The following is a 15,379-nucleotide window of genomic DNA, read 5'->3' as shown; positions in this document are numbered from 1 at the left end:
TCATGCCTGTTTCAATTGCATCTTATTTAAATGATTCAAAACGGTAAGCCTTCGCCTTTTCATTTACGATAACTCCCAAAACCCTCTCTTTAGGGTGTAGCCTGTCATCGGAAAAGTTAAGCGGAAAATTGACTGTAAGACTTGTTGGGTAACTGCCGTAAGGATTGATATTATAACTTCTGTTGAAACCGGTATCGGTTGATAACATTCTATTGGATGTGGATATTCTTGACCATGTTTCGATAGAGGTCTCCAGTACAAACAAATTATCTGTTTTACTACTGCTTAGCTCTCCTTGTACACACATCTGAAGCATTTGACTCCAATTCGAAGAGGTTTTGCGATCGTAAGGAACCACATTGCTATTGTATAAAAAACCTGAAACACCAAAGGTTGTGACTTCTCCATCGATAAACCTGTTCCAAACTGTTGCTGTACCCGTAAGCGGACAGAATACCACAGAATAGTAACTCTCATTAATTTCGTCGTTTACAATTTCATGCCAGTTTAAAATGGCATGTGGATAAGATTTGTATTGATTATCGATGCAAACACCAATAACCAATGCCTTTTCACCGATGGAATTGATAAAGCTATCGTCTTTAGGGTTGGTGTATTGGGGTGAATCGATGGCAGGAATTGCATCCCGTAAGGCTCCCACATAAACTTCTTCTCGTGGAATTAACCAGTCTTGGCTGCCGTTAACCGATTCTCCCTGATTCTGAACCGGCAGATTACTATCAAAGATATCCAGGCCCGGAAAAAATGCCCCCCAGGAAAACCAGTAGCCCATGTAGGCATTCATAGGAGTAAGCTGCTTGCCTTCATTAATCCCATCTATGGCAGTTCCAAATATATTATACCTGCTGCCCATATCATCTTCCATAATTACTGGTAGTTCTCCGTCGATAACAGTAAAACTTAGGCTTTCACCTTCTAATTCTGAGTGAAAAGCCACCATAAAATTCCATCCTTCAGATCCGATTACCACAAAATTTTCTCCTTCGAAACTATCAGTAATAAGGTTGATTGAATAGGATGATGGATCGCTTGGAGGTGTATCATTGTTTGGAGGTGAATCGGAAATATCATCACTGGAACTGCTACATGAAAGCATGAACAGAACAAGTAATATACCCAATTTACTAATGATTGTTTTCATCGTATTTATTTTAAGTTGATTGTATAATTTAGCCCGATATTCGCACGGTATGAAGTAACCAGTTGCGTGCCTGTTACATCGGTATGAATTGGCATTTCGAAATTTGCATGTAGTTTTACTTTTGGAGAGACTTGCAAATCCAGATTAGGCACCAAATACATCCATGTTCCGCCCGTATTAGGGAAATTGCTACCATTGTTTTCATCCTGCTGTGTATGTCTTAATTTGTATTGGAGTCCTGCATTTAGGATTTTATTTCCTATCACGAAACTATCCGACAGGCCCAGGTTTACAATTGTTTCGTTTCCGAATCGATATTCCTGGCCGCCATTGTACCTGCCAACTTCAAAACTATATCGGTAGCTTAAAAGGGAATGTAGGCTAAGTGTAGGTCGAAACAGGCCGAAATGGGAATAAGATAAGGCACCTATGCCATCCCACGAGCCGGTACCAGGTTGTAAATCGGGCGGTAAAAGCAAGCCAAACTCACTATCGCGTTTGTAAACTGTTCCTGTCGGAAACTTGGGACCTGCAGCAAGTAAAACCTGGTGTTTTTTACTATTATGCAGGGTATACTGCCCCAGTAGTACAATATCGCCAATTCCATTTGCCGATTGTTTTGTATTTCCTACACTGGAAAAAACGGTTTGTTCCTGCCATACGTAAGGAAGAATTGAGGTGATGGTCCACTTTTTTGAAAGTGGATAAGAAATTCTAAGCAGTGCACTTCGTGTAATTCTTTCCCGATTGGAATCATCTAATCGATTGCTGCCGGCATATAATTGATCCAGTTTGTTATAATCGTAGGAAAGATCAATAATCAAAGCATTTTCGGTATAGGATTTTATACCGAGATTGCTTGACAAAGGAGCACCACCAGTACAGCAAGCCTGCGAAAAGGCTGGATTATTTGTTCGAAGGTTGCTTACAATGCATAGAACAACCAAACTAAGAAGGTATTTATTCATGATATCTCTATTTCTAAGATGAAATTACAAACAGGCCAAGGATAAAATTGTCAGCAGGATGACAGAAAAGCATTTTCGATGTAAATCATATTGCTAATCATATTTGAATTATTCATTAAATAGATTAAATTTAAATAAGAAATTAAACCTTTAAAAATTTATTAGTTGTTATGAAACAAATATTGAAAGTATCAGGTTTAGGACTCATCCTAACATTATTTTTAGTTGTAGGTAATGTAAAGAATACCTATGCACATTGCGAAATACCTTGTGGCATTTATGCCGATTCTGTTCGTGTTGCATTAATGAGTGAACACATTACTACCATTGAAAAAAGCATGAAGATGATTGTAGAATTATCGTCTGAGGAAAATGTAAACTTCAATCAATTGGTACGCTGGGTAAACAATAAGGAAGAACATGCAAAGAAGATTCAGGATATTGCAACTCAGTATTTTATGTTTCAGCGAGTGAAAGTAACCGATGACGCTGAAAAGATGAAAAAGAATCAGAAGTTATTAGCAGTTCTGCATCAGATTTGTGTATATGCCATGAAAGCAAAACAAACTACCGACTTGAAATACATTAAGAAGCTAAACAGTGCGGTTCACGATTTTTCTCACCTGTATTTTGGTCCGGGAAAACATCACCACCATCATTAAAATACAAAACACAGCCCTTTCATATCATTATGGAAGGGCTTATATCAAAATCAAAAAACACAAAAACATGAGTAACTCAATTTGGTGTTTCGAAAATGTAAACCTGTTTCGAATCCTCTGTCCACATCGATTAAAAGAGTATCAAAAAGATCATTTTGAGGGATTTAAAAAAGGAGATGTAATCTATTTTCCTGATGATGCTTCCAAATCGATCTTTATGGTGAGTAAGGGGAAGGTAAAAATTGTTTCGTATAGCGAAGAGGGCGAAGAGATTGTGAAGGCTATTCTTGGGAAAGGTGAAATTTTTGGAGAGAAAGCCTTATTGGGAGAAGAGAAAAGAGACGATTATGCCGTAGCCTGTACAGAACCTACCGAATTATGTCCGATGAAACTTCCGGATATGTACACTTTAATGCGAGAAAATGAAAAGTTTGGTTTGTCGATCTATAAGCTCATAGGATTGCGCATTAAGAAAATGGAAAGAAGGTTTGAGGCTTTGTTGCACAAAGATGTAAAAACCCGTTTGTGCGAATTCCTAAAAGAAATGGCCGATGAAAATGGGATTGAGAGTGGTTCTGAGGTGATTGTAAATCACTTCCTGACACAAAAAGATTTTGCTGATTTAATAGGGACTAAGCGTGAAACCGTTACCAGGCTGTTTAATGAATTAAAGCAGGATGGAGTGATTAACTACTCAAGAAAAGAAATCCGCATTCGCGAGATGGAAAATTTGTAAAAAAATCTTAAAACCATCACTAATGTGATGCAGCTTACATTTTTTGGATTTGTAGTAAGGTACATTTACACTAAAGTATTAATCCAAAAAATGTTTGTTATGAGAAATTTACTATTATTTGCAGCAGTTAGCTTATTTGTTTTTTCTGCCTGCGACGACGACGATGATGTTTTGGTTCAAGATAGACTAAGTCTAAATATTTCTGGTTTAGAGGATTTAGGAGATGATTACGCGTATGAAGGATGGCTGATTGTAAATGGAAAAGCTGTTTCTGCAGGTATATTTAATGTTGATGGATCGGGCGCTTTATCGCAAAACTCATTTGCTATTGATTCTGATGATTTGGCAAATGCATCGGCCTATGTTTTGACCATTGAACCAAGTCCTGACAGTGATCCTGGACCATCGAGTGTTCATATTCTGGCAGGTGATTTTTCCGGAAATCAGGCGAACCTATCAGTAGGGCATTCATCAGCTATTGGCTCAGATTTTTCCACTTCAACCGGAAGTTACATTTTAGCAACACCTACCGATGGTGCCGACACGAACGAAAACAGTGGTGTTTGGTGGCTTGATCCTTCGGCAGGACCTGGTGCTGCTTTAAACTTACCAAACCTACCAGCAGGCTGGAAATATGAAGGTTGGGCAGTGATTGATGGTGTTCCTGTTACAACAGGAAAATTTACCTCTCTTGATAGTGCTGACGAAAGTGCTGCATTTAGTGGAAGCCAGGCAGGACCTCCTTTCCCAGGTGAAGATTTTCTGATGAACGCACCTTCAGGATTAACATTTCCAACAGATTTGGCAGGAGCAACGGTTGTGATATCTGTAGAACCAGAACCAGATAATAGTGCCGCTCCGTTCTTGTTAAAACCTTTGGTGGGAATGGTACCAAGCGATGCTGCAGATCATACTCTATATGATATGAGCAATAACGCTCAAGCAACAAATCCTACAGGAAGCGTAACAAGATAAAGCAACATGTAAAAAGAATATAAATCAGAACAATAAGCTCACATAGGGCTTATTGTTTTTTTATGCTTTCGAGTGAAAGGTAAGCGCCAAAAATTCTGTTTTGTGTGAAACTCACCAAAGGAAGGTATCCTTCATGCCATTTTCCATCCTTTATTTTAAAAGGATGTTTATCACTCATCGATTTATGGAACTGGTCGAAAGTTGATTTAGGCTGAAAATGCACCTTGAATACTCCCTTGCTTTCAGGGTGCAGGTATTGATCGAAAATCAGGGCAAGCGTTCCCATATTGTAACGTAGATTAATTTCCAGGCAAGGCTGTATTCTCATTTTCTGATCCTGATCGAGGAACAACATACAGTCAACTCCCAAATAGCCACAGTAATTTTTTGCAAGATCGCTGCCTAAGACCTCTTTTATACCATCTGCCAATTCTTGCATGTCTTTTTTGGGCAGATATTTTTGCATTTCTTCGGGCATGCCTCCCAAAATATTGCTATCGTACTGCCCATTACTATTGGTCGAAAAGAAACCATTGCCCAAAAAATCTATTTTACCATTTTCATGGATATAATACTGCAATGAAAAATCGAATTGCTTGTTTAGCAAAGGCTCTACCATCAAATATCCCTGCAAGTCCAGTGTTCCTTTAATCCATTGTACAATGGAATCGTTCAAATGCGATTGGCGCAATACCTGTAAGCCTCTTCCCGAAGAGCTCCAGGGAGCTTTAATTACAATTTGCTTCCAGGCAGATATCAGTTCTTCAACATGGGAAACAGATGTGCATATTTTCGCTGTATCTTGCTTATCGATATACTTGTCTTGTCTCGAATTATCAAGAAAAGTATGTAAGATTTCCAATGCCTTTTTGCGGCTGTATAAGTCTTTGTGTTCTTTCTTCCAATTGGAGTTCGCACGATTACTAAAAGCTGGCGAGCAAGCGCTTTTTAATTCATTAAAAATGTGATGAATTCTTGGACTCCACCCCCAGGGTTCAAGGCTTTCCTTATTTAGGCTGATAAAATCCTTATCTCGAAGCGATGCTTCAAATTTCCTAAATGCAGGTATGGACAGGCCAGTTTTTTGTATGCTAGCAATAAATTCCTGATCAGGAATGCGATCAACCAATACAATATCCTTCTCTTTGGCAAAATACATGGGCAGTACATCCAGGTCTTTCTCGAATTGGGAAAGCATTTTATTAGGCATATAACTTACCGTGCCATTGGCAATGGCAATTTCGCAAGTAGGATTGTATACAAATATTTTGGGATCTTTGCTGCTGCTCATCATTCAAAAACTCAAAGGTAATGAGGCAAAAGTAGGTGAAATCGATATATATTTGCTATTCATTAATCACTTTTCTAAAAATTACTTTATGATATTTCCCAAAGCTTTGGTTCATGGCAAATTAATTAGACGATACAAACGCTTTTTAACCGATATGGAATTGGATAATGGTGAAATTGTGGTTGCTCATACCTCAAATTCGGGTAGTATGAAGTCTTGTTTAGAGGAAGGTGCCGAGGTATACCTCACTCATGTAGACGATCCCAAACGCAAAACCAAATATACCTGGGAGATGATTAAAATTGGTGGCAATTGGGTAGGAATTAATACGGCTGTACCCAACCTATTGGTGTATGAAGCAGTTAAGCAACAGGAAATTGAAAGTTTAAAGGGATATACTCATGTAAAGAGAGAAGTGAAGTTTGAAGACAGTAGATTTGATGTGTTTGCAAGCAACGAAACAGAAGAGTGCTTTATTGAGGTAAAGAATGTAAGCTTAAAAGATGGTAAATATGCACGTTTCCCTGATGCGGTAACTACAAGGGGAAAGAAGCACCTCGAAACCTTAATAAGAGTGAAAAAGGAGGGAAAGAGAGCTGTAATGGTGTATGTAATACAACGCAATGATGTTGACATTTTTACACCTGCATTCGATATTGATCCTGATTATGCCGCAAGTTTAAAACAGGCTTATGAAAATGGGGTAGAGATTTACCCCATACGTGCTCTTGTTGGGCCTGAGAAAATAGAATTGGCTGATATTTTGCCTTTTGAATTAAGCCAGTAATCAGTGAGCAATTATCAATTAACAATTATCAATTAACAATTATCAATACCTGTAAACAGTTAACTCTTGAAAGTAAGTGCGTAGCGAGCACCGATTAATTGTTTAAAAGCTCAATGGCTTTTTCAAGGATTAAATCTTTACCTTCTTCAATAGATTGCTGGGTATTTGTTACAGCAAAATCCGGAGCAATGCCCTTGTCTTCAATATATTCATAATCTGCAGTAACTGCCTGCCAGCTTGAAATGTAATATTTCCATCCATTTGAAAGGCTAAACTCTTTTGGATTTCCTGTGGCTCCCCTGGTGGTATCCCCAACAATGGTAACATTTGGCAAAACACTCATCATGGCGGTAAAGGCTTCGGCTGAGCTTACTACAAATCTGTTTGTTAAAACAATAATGGGCCTGGTAAAACCAATTGGGTTATTGGGTACCAGTTTTCTTTCCTGCCAGGCCTGAAAATCGTCGTGATTGGGGCCATTTCTAAATCTACAATATTCAAATACTCTTTCTTCTACACTAAGTCTGTTCACAAACTGTTTGGCAATATTGTCATTTCCCCCGGAATTATCTCTTATGTCCAGAACTAATGCCTGGTAATCATTTAGTTTTGATAAAATATTATTGAGGTAATCAAAATTTCCGTTATTGCTTAAATTGAAAAAACGCAAATAGGCATAGTCTGAATTTTGGATTTCGCCAAAAGCAATGTTTTTGTTGCTATATATAAGCTTTGATAGATATTTTCCAGCATTTTCAGGTGAATTTCTTGTGAATTGATCGTCATTGTTGTACTGGTATCTATGATCACCCGCATAAAATCTTACATGCAAATCTTTAAGTTCAAGGCTCATGTTGGCAATAATCTTTTCCAGTTCATCCAAACTGGTTTCTCCATTTACCACCATAGGTCTGTACTTGTCGTAGCAGGCGTCCCAATCCACACCTTTCAATTCAAAATAGGAGTAGGTCCGATCGAAATCCTGCCATACCTGGTCGAACATTAATTCAATACCTTCTGATTCTGTATGGCTTTTTTCGCAAGAATTAAATAGAAAGAACAATAGAATGATAGGTAGTAAGTTTTTCATGGTAAGGTATAAGTTTTGTTGATAGGATAGCTTATGTTTTGTAAGTGTAAATATAACATAAATAACAATGGAATTATTAAATATGCTTACAAAGAGGTCTCATATTATAAATTGAGACTAGTTTTTTTATTTTTGCAGAAAATAGAATTGATATGAACGAAATGGCAAAAGAGGAATTGGCAAAGTATCGCCAGTTAAGAGATGAGGTAAGTGAACTAAGTGAAAAACTGGCAAATTTGCACAATGAGCATATGGCCTGTAAAAAAGGATGTTCGGAATGCTGCATGAATTTCCAGGTTTTACCGGTTGAATATTTTTCAATTCTGGACGAGTTAAAGCAAAATCCTCCTGCAAGTTACAGGGAACTGGATGAGGATGCCGAGGAGTGCAATTTCCTGATTGATGATTTGTGTCAGATCTATGCATCGCGTCCGTTTATTTGTAGAACTCATGGTTTGCCATTATTGTATATGAACCAGGAGGGCGATGCATGGGAATTATCGGCTTGTCCGTTTAATTTTACTGAGTTTGACGATTTTCATGCCGAAAATACTTACCCACAGGATACCTACAACAGCAAAATTTTCATGATTAACCAAGAGTTTATAAAGCATTATGAATTGGAAAAATTCGGCGAGTTCGATTTGATTCCAATCAACAGATTGGTACACGATTTGAAGAAATAAGAATAGTTTACAAGTAAAAGTGCGTAAAGCGATCACCCTATAAGGTATTCTTTACGCACTTTATTTTATATTTTAAGAGGCACGAAGTTCCTCCATATCGGCAATGGTTTCTTTTAGTTTTCTAAAGATATTGCCATAAATCAGTTTGATATCAAACAAGTATATTTTATCGCTGAAAAGAAAAACCAGTGCCAGGAAAACAAGCATTGGAGTGATATAGTAAATGGGCAAGCCAAATAATAATACCGTGTCCGGATCATTCATGATTTTATCAATGGTTCTCTCTCTTAGAAAAGGACTCATATCAGCGTAAAGCGTACCTAAAATAATGGCCAGGAAAAGCAGTGGATATAAAAACCTAAAGATTTTCATGTACTGCGATATGGCATTGTTTAACCAGGCATCAAAGGACTTTAGGTAATCGTAACTGCTGAGCGATACGTCTAGCTCTTCCAACTTATCGTTTTGCTTTTTTCCTGCCCATACTACAAGCATTAGCGATAAGAAGAACAAGCTGCCAATGATTGGTATTTTTAAAAAGAAGGAGAGGATAAGCATAAAGCTTGCACCAATTACAATTCCATACAGGTTGTTCCTGCCCATTCGTTTGAACTTCCCAATAAGGTGTTTCGACTTCTGATTGTATAAATTATTAAGTTTGGGTACAACAATACTATCCTTATTTAAAAACCCTTCGTTCCATATTGTTTCAATAGACTTTTCCATTTAGTAATTTTTTTAATCGTTCCTTAATTCTTTTAATTCTCACACCAATATTGTTCGAATTACTACCTATAATGTCTGCAATTTCTTTGTATGATTTCTCTTCCAGGTACAGAAGTATTATTCCGCGGTCGACCTCAGATAACTGCCTAATGGCATCATACAATTGATTTAATGATTCATCTGCAAAAACATTTTGGTGTTCACTTGCCTCGTCAGGCAAATAATCGCTTGCCACATGCTGATGATTCTTTTTCTTCAGGAGGGTTAAGCAAACATTAAGTGTTAGTCGGTAGATCCAGGTAGACCATTCCGATTGTCCTTTAAAGTTTTTTCGGCTCCTCCAAATTTGCAAACAGACTTCCTGATAGTAATCTTCGAAATCTTCTTGCGTGTTAGTATATGCACGGCATATCTTAATAATGATAGCGGCATAAGGTAAAATCGATGATGTATAAAAATCGTTACTCACTATTTGTTTTTTCTTAATTAGTGGCAGAATTAAAAGATTATTACACCTAAGGGAATTTTTTTTTATTTCTATATCAAGATAGGGAATACTAAGCAGTATAACAGGATGAAATACGGAGGGTCAATATTACCCCAGTATTTTAATTCAACTGAGGGTTTTTCGCTTTGCCAAAGAATACCAAAAGCACAACAACCATAAGTGCACTGATATAGCCAGCATAAGTATAAGCGCCTGTAGTGGTAAATATCAGGCTGAAAAACAAGGGTGCTACAGCACTGGCAAATACAATAAGCGACATGGATAATCCGCTAATGGCACCCAAATGTTTTTTACCAAAAAAGCGTGGCCAGGTTAAGGAGGCAAGCACGGCAAACAGTCCTCCCATTACTCCATTTCCTAGAATAAGTACATAGTAGCCTATGGGGATATGCAAAATGGCAAGCCCAAGAGCAGAAAGCAAGCAGGCAAGGAGGTAAACACCCAGTATTTTCTGCAATCGGGTGTAATCGCTCACAATATTTCCAATAAAGGCACTAAGAATCGAAACTACCGATGTAGGAAGAAAAACCCCAAGTGCTTTTTGCTGAGAATAACCTACCGATTCGAAAATAGATATCACATTAAATGTAAAGCCTGTAATAAAAAAGGCACTGAAACAGATGCTTAAGGCGAAAATCCAAAATACCCAGGTATTGCGTGCTTCTTTGAGTGTATAGTCTTTGCTGGGAGTAAATGCATTATTTTTATTCGCTGATTCTTCAGTGATTTTGCCATCGGGAATTAAACCACACTCCTCTGGATTATCCCTGTAAAAGATGTAGGCAAAACCAACGAACAAGATGGTGAGCAATGCCAAAATTAAATAGGCATTTTGCCAATTGAATTCGGCAATTAACATGGCAATAAACAAAGGAGCTACCGCAAAGCCAAAAGACTGTATGGCACTTGATATACTGTTGGCAAAGCCTCTCTTTTTATCGAACCACTTCATAATTAGGTTGCGCGATGCCAGGGTTAAGACTCCTTGACCCGAAAATCGCAGTACAAAGAATAAAATGGATACGATGGTAAAGGAAACTATTGAATATTTGATTCCTGATAAGGATGAAAAACGGCCAGCTATACCAGTTGAAAATGAAAACAAAACCAGGGTAAGTGCAAGCGCTATGGCTGAAAAGATTGCCGTAAATCGAGCGCCAAATTTATCGTATAATTTGCCTGCATAGGTTAAAATGCTCGAACTGGCTACCGTACCAATTAAATAAGCCGTACTTAGTGCATCTCTGCTCAATTGCAATTCATCTATTAAGTAATCGGTGAAAACAGAAACCCCTATGGTTTGCCCCGGTATACTACAAAGTACGCCAATGGTACCGGCAGCCATACTTACCCAACCATAAAAGAAGGGAAATTTAGCAGGTGCAAATGGAAAATTTGGATTTCTTTTCATGAAATAGAATGCTTGATACTTGCAAGAATAAGCAAAGGTAATTGATTTTGTTTATCAATCTATCGAAATTAATAATTAGAGAGTTAACATTTTATTAAGGAATTACTTTCTATTTTAGCTATTGAATTTAAAATAAGAATAATGGAAAATTTAGGAAAACTACTATTAAGAATTAGTGTAGCCGGACTAATGCTACCCCATGGAATTCATAAACTAATGCACGGCATTGGCGGTGTAAAATACATGTTAGGACAATCGGGAATGCCACAGTTTCTTGCCTATGGAGTATACCTGGGAGAGATAGTTGCACCACTATTAATGATTCTTGGATTATACACAAGAGTTTCAGGATTATTAATTGCTTTTACCATGTTTGTTGCTACCGCAGCGGCTCATGCTCACGAAATTTTCAGCTTTACAAAGTATGGAGGTTTGGTTGTTGAGTTGAATGCGCTATATCTTTTTGCAGCATTGGCTGTTGCTTTAATCGGACCGGGTAAGTTCCGTTTGGGAAACCAAAGAGGATTCTGGAAAGAATAGATTAGTGAATAGTGATGAGTTATCGATGATGAGTTATCAGTAAACAGATATTGGAAATCGGTAATAAATTAACAATAGATTAAGAACTAATACTCGAAATAGGTTGTACTTTTGTACTTGTATTTCGAGTTTTTTTTATGATCAGATTTTTTACTCGTTTCTTTCAACGAGAACAACAATATTCGGCCGTGGGGAAAGACCTTTTGAAATTGGCCATTCCAATTATTGGGTCTTATTTACTGCACACAGCATATAATCTTACCGATATGATATGGGTAGGATCATTGGGAAGTAATGCCGTAGCAGCTGTAGGATCAGCCGGATTTTTCCTGCATTTGGGTTGGGCAATGGCCTCCATTGTTACTGTGGGTGCCAACATCAAAATTGCACATTCGGTGGGCGCAAAAGACGATGAAGCTGCCGGACGATTTGCCACTTCGGCACTTTGGGGTATTGGGTTGATAGCTGCCTTGTTTTCTACCATCTTTTGGGCCTTTCCCGAGAAGTTCATCAACTTTTTTAAGATGCAGGATCCCGAGGTGAACGAGATGGCGGTATCCTATCTTGTAATTAGCACATTTGGTGTGATTATGAGCTATGCAAACTTATTGTTTATTAGCGTTTTTAATGCCCATTCGAAGACTAAAATATCCTTTAAGGCCAGTTTAATAGGAACCATTGCCAATATTGCACTCGATCCTTTACTTATTTTTGGTTTAAAGCTTGGAGTAGATGGTGCTGCTTATGCTACCATTATTGGCCGTAGCTTGAGTTTGATCTATTTTCTAGTCATCTACAAGAAAACTACCAATATCAATTTCCATGGCATTTTACCAAACCTTGAAAAATTCAAAACCATATTTGCGGTGGGTACACCGGCTGCCATTCAGAGGGTTTCTTTTTCTATTATTTATATCTTTTTGGCAAGGATTATTGCCGAGTGGGGACCCAATGCCATTGCAGTACAGAAAATTGGTGTGCAAATAGAATCGATCACTTTTATGATTGTAGGTGGCTTTATGCAGGCAGTTACCATTATGGTAGGGCAGAGCTATGGTGCTAAAAACCTTAGCAAAGTGCCAAACATCTACAAAGCAGGCTGGCGCATGTCTTTTGCAGTGGGTAGTGTAACAACCGTTCTGTTTTTGTTATTACCCGAAACCCTATTTTCCATTTTCGTGCCCGAACAGGAAAGTATCCTTATGGGTAAGGAATACCTTATGATTTTAGCAGTATCTCAATTGTTTATGTGCCTCGAAATGATTAATGCAGGTGTATTTAATGGCTTGGGAAAAACAAACATATCGGCAGCAGTAAGTGTTATTTTTACATCATTACGATTGCCTGGAGCATATTTCCTGGGTTTCTATACCTTCCTAAGTTTAAATGGCGTTTGGTGGAGTATCACAGGAAGTAGTATCTTAAAGGGATTGGTTATGTACCTACTGCTTAGAGCATATATGAAGAAAAATACGTTTGGAAAAATATAAATATGATGCATCATTTAATCAATAATATATCGAAGACATTAGCTTGTAAGAGTATTAAAGCAAGTATTACCGATGGTTTATTTGGCATCGAGAAAGAGAATGTTCGTGTAGACGAAATGGGAAGGATGGCCAGTACTCCACACCCTGGAATCCTGGGAGATAAATATCGTCACCCTTTTATAACAACCGATTTTTCTGAAAGCCAGGTAGAAATGATAACGCCTCCATTAAAAAGTATTGCCGAGGTACATGGATTCCTGGAAACCTTAAACGATGTAATCTCCGAAAACCTTGGAGATGAGTTATTATGGCCCCAAAGTTTGCCGCCACTATTGCCCGATGAGGAGAAAATACCCATTGCCAAATTCGGAGAAGAAGGAATTCACAAAGAGAAATATCGTGAGGAGTTGGCCAACCGATATGGCAAGGAAAGACAAATGCTATCGGGCATTCACTTTAATTTTTCCCTTTCAGACCGATTGGAAAGAAAACTCTGTAAAGCCATTAAATGGGACGAGAATCAGGAAACTTTCCGAGAAGCTCTATATCTGAAAATGGTGCGTAATTTTATGCGATACCGCTGGTTGCTGGTGTGGTTATTTGGAGATAGTCCGGAAGCCGATCCTTCTCTGAAAATGAAATCGCTAAAGACGGGCGAGAAAATGAGAATGGGTTGCAGAAAAGCAGTGTCGATTCGCACCAGTTCGGCAGGTTATAGAAATGCAGAGGAATACTTTGTAGATTTTAACAGCTTGTCTTCCTATAAACAAACGGTAAAAGAGCTGGTTGATTCGGGTAAGTTGTTGATTGATGAGGAATTGTATCTGCCAATACGCATAAAATTTGATGAAGAAGGCAAAAAAATCTCGCATCTTGAAGTGAGAATACTGGATTTGGATCCATTTGAAAAGTCTGGAGTATCGAAAAACAGGCTGTACTTTATGCATTTGTTCATGCTCTATTGCCTGTTTAAGGAAGAGCAGGTGAAATACAATGATGCAGAACAAAAAATTGCGGCAAAAAATCACGATTGGGTGGCTTGCAGTGGCCTGAATCCCGATTTGCTATTGAAAGATTTTGAGGGGAATAATGTGAAAATTGATCAGATGCTTCAAGAACTTCTTTCCGATTTAAAATCCTTCATGAAAACATCGGGTGTAGAAGAGAATGACTTGTATCAGTCAGCTTTCAATCAGATTGAAAAATGCATATTACAACCCGATTTGCGATCATCGCTAAAGGTAAAACAAAAGATAGATGAAGAAGGATTTATCCCTTTTCATTTGAAACAGGCCAAAAAATTTAAAGAAGATAGCGAAATGAGTGGTTTCCGTTTTCACGGATTTGAAGACCTGGAGCTCTCATCTCAATTACTCATGAAAGCAGCCTTGCGCCGAGGCCTTGAGTTTAAAATACTAGACCGAAGTGAAAATTTTATCAGTCTGCATCGTGGAGAAAAGACCGAATATGTTATGCAGGCCACGCGTACCTCATTGGATAACTATTCGAGTGTACTGATGATGGAAAATAAGCTGGTAACAAAGAAAATCCTGGAGAAAACAGAAATTAGGGTTCCTTGCGGTCTGGATTATATGGATGCAAAACAGGCTCGTTCCGATTTCGATTTATTCGAAGGAAAGGGAATCGTAATCAAACCAAAATCGACCAATTTTGGACTGGGCATTACCATCTTGAAAGAAAACAATAAGGAAGATGTGTATCAGCGAGCTGTTGATATTGCTTTCGAACACGATAATAGCATTCTGATAGAGGAATTTGTTGCAGGAAAAGAGTATCGCTTTTTTGTGATTAACGAAGAGGTTACTGGTATTCTTCATAGGGTTCCGGCCAATGTAAAAGGCGATGGAAAAAGCAGTATTCGCCAGTTGGTTGTGGAAAAGAACAAAGACCCTTTGCGTGGTAGAGGATACCGTACTCCTTTGGAAAAAATAAGGTTGGAAGAGGCCGAAGCCATATTTTTGGCTGAGCAGGGACTGAACTTTGAGAGTATTCCTGCAAAGGATGCCATTGTTTACCTGAGAGAAAATTCAAACATCAGTACAGGTGGCGATAGTATCGATTTTACCGATGATATTCATCCTTCTTACAAAGAGATTGCGGCTAAATCAGCGAAAGCTTTAGGGGTAAGAATTACTGGTTTGGATATGATGATTGAAGACATTAGCAAGCCAGCACAGCCTGATAATTATGCCATTATCGAAATGAATTTTAATCCGGCCATACATATCCATTGTTATCCATACCAGGGAGAGAACAGAAAGTTGAACGAAAAAATATTGGACGCATTGGGTTTTTAAGTAAATTCAGGCATTAATATCAACCTCTA

Annotated in this window: 15 protein-coding genes; 8 read left to right on the top strand and 7 right to left on the bottom strand. The window is 38.1% G+C overall.

Annotated elements, in window-relative coordinates; all coding sequences use genetic code 11:
* Positions 1-22: 22 nt before the first annotated feature.
* Both ELS83_RS01960 and ELS83_RS01955 read right to left on the bottom strand, forming a co-directional pair.
* A complete protein-coding gene (locus tag ELS83_RS01960; RefSeq protein ID WP_171593831.1) occupies positions 23-1,162 on the bottom strand; it encodes a DUF3179 domain-containing (seleno)protein in 1,140 nt (379 codons plus the stop codon).
* A 5-nt stretch (positions 1,163-1,167) separates the two neighbouring features.
* Entirely contained in the window at positions 1,168-2,130 is a 963-nt protein-coding gene (locus tag ELS83_RS01955; RefSeq protein WP_171593830.1) for a transporter family protein, read from the bottom strand.
* 170 nt (positions 2,131-2,300) lie between these two features.
* On the opposite strand from ELS83_RS01955, the gene ELS83_RS01950 reads away from it, so the two are divergent.
* From ELS83_RS01950 to ELS83_RS01940, 3 genes are all read left to right on the top strand, one after another.
* The gene (locus ELS83_RS01950) at positions 2,301-2,792 is read left to right on the top strand and encodes a superoxide dismutase [Ni] (protein WP_171593829.1); all 492 of its coding nucleotides are present in this window, start codon (positions 2,301-2,303) and stop codon (positions 2,790-2,792) included.
* A 67-nt stretch (positions 2,793-2,859) separates the two neighbouring features.
* Positions 2,860-3,528, top strand: coding sequence for a Crp/Fnr family transcriptional regulator (locus ELS83_RS01945; protein WP_171593828.1), 669 nt, complete (start codon positions 2,860-2,862; stop codon positions 3,526-3,528).
* A gap of 99 nt (positions 3,529-3,627) precedes the next feature.
* Positions 3,628-4,503 (top strand): anti-sigma factor, encoded by an 876-nt coding sequence (locus tag ELS83_RS01940; RefSeq protein ID WP_216616320.1) that lies wholly within the window; start codon positions 3,628-3,630, stop codon positions 4,501-4,503.
* 49 nt (positions 4,504-4,552) lie between these two features.
* Here ELS83_RS01940 and ELS83_RS01935 read toward each other — a convergent pair whose 3' ends face one another.
* Positions 4,553-5,794: a hypothetical protein gene (locus ELS83_RS01935; protein ID WP_171593826.1), complete on the bottom strand. Its 1,242-nt coding sequence runs from the start codon at positions 5,792-5,794 to the stop codon at positions 4,553-4,555.
* Positions 5,795-5,882: 88 nt separating this feature from the next.
* On the opposite strand from ELS83_RS01935, the gene sfsA reads away from it, so the two are divergent.
* Positions 5,883-6,581 (top strand): DNA/RNA nuclease SfsA, encoded by a 699-nt coding sequence (gene sfsA, locus ELS83_RS01930; RefSeq protein ID WP_171593825.1) that lies wholly within the window; start codon positions 5,883-5,885, stop codon positions 6,579-6,581.
* Positions 6,582-6,675: 94 nt separating this feature from the next.
* Here sfsA and ELS83_RS01925 read toward each other — a convergent pair whose 3' ends face one another.
* Positions 6,676-7,671: a S41 family peptidase gene (locus ELS83_RS01925; RefSeq protein WP_171593824.1), complete on the bottom strand. Its 996-nt coding sequence runs from the start codon at positions 7,669-7,671 to the stop codon at positions 6,676-6,678.
* A gap of 152 nt (positions 7,672-7,823) precedes the next feature.
* Between ELS83_RS01925 and ELS83_RS01920 the strand changes: the two genes are divergently transcribed.
* Positions 7,824-8,357, top strand: coding sequence for a YkgJ family cysteine cluster protein (locus ELS83_RS01920; RefSeq protein ID WP_171593823.1), 534 nt, complete (start codon positions 7,824-7,826; stop codon positions 8,355-8,357).
* A gap of 72 nt (positions 8,358-8,429) precedes the next feature.
* Here ELS83_RS01920 and ELS83_RS01915 read toward each other — a convergent pair whose 3' ends face one another.
* The 3 genes from ELS83_RS01915 to ELS83_RS01905 all read right to left on the bottom strand — a co-directional run bounded on the left by ELS83_RS01915 (position 8,430) and on the right by ELS83_RS01905 (position 11,002).
* Positions 8,430-9,083, bottom strand: coding sequence for a hypothetical protein (locus tag ELS83_RS01915; protein ID WP_171593822.1), 654 nt, complete (start codon positions 9,081-9,083; stop codon positions 8,430-8,432).
* The gene (locus tag ELS83_RS01910) at positions 9,067-9,552 is read right to left on the bottom strand and encodes a sigma-70 family RNA polymerase sigma factor (RefSeq protein WP_171593821.1); all 486 of its coding nucleotides are present in this window, start codon (positions 9,550-9,552) and stop codon (positions 9,067-9,069) included. The genes ELS83_RS01915 and ELS83_RS01910 overlap by 17 nt, the downstream gene beginning before the upstream one ends.
* A gap of 139 nt (positions 9,553-9,691) precedes the next feature.
* Positions 9,692-11,002 carry an MFS transporter gene (locus ELS83_RS01905; RefSeq protein ID WP_171593820.1) on the bottom strand — a complete coding sequence of 437 codons (1,311 nt, stop codon included), beginning with the start codon at positions 11,000-11,002 and terminating at the stop codon, positions 9,692-9,694.
* A gap of 141 nt (positions 11,003-11,143) precedes the next feature.
* On the opposite strand from ELS83_RS01905, the gene ELS83_RS01900 reads away from it, so the two are divergent.
* From ELS83_RS01900 to gshAB, 3 genes are all read left to right on the top strand, one after another.
* Positions 11,144-11,542 (top strand): DoxX family protein, encoded by a 399-nt coding sequence (locus tag ELS83_RS01900; protein ID WP_216616318.1) that lies wholly within the window; start codon positions 11,144-11,146, stop codon positions 11,540-11,542.
* Positions 11,543-11,679: 137 nt separating this feature from the next.
* Positions 11,680-13,032, top strand: a complete 1,353-nt coding sequence (locus ELS83_RS01895; protein WP_171593819.1) for an MATE family efflux transporter — start codon at positions 11,680-11,682, stop codon at positions 13,030-13,032.
* A 2-nt stretch (positions 13,033-13,034) separates the two neighbouring features.
* Positions 13,035-15,350: a bifunctional glutamate--cysteine ligase GshA/glutathione synthetase GshB gene (gene gshAB, locus ELS83_RS01890; protein WP_216616314.1), complete on the top strand. Its 2,316-nt coding sequence runs from the start codon at positions 13,035-13,037 to the stop codon at positions 15,348-15,350.
* Positions 15,351-15,379: the final 29 nt, after the last annotated feature.

The organism is Marinifilum caeruleilacunae (genome assembly GCF_013141825.1).
GTDB lineage: Bacteria > Bacteroidota > Bacteroidia > Bacteroidales > Marinifilaceae > Marinifilum > Marinifilum caeruleilacunae.
Note: the sequence above shows the minus strand (reverse complement) of the source record. Positions and strands in the feature narration are given on the sequence as shown.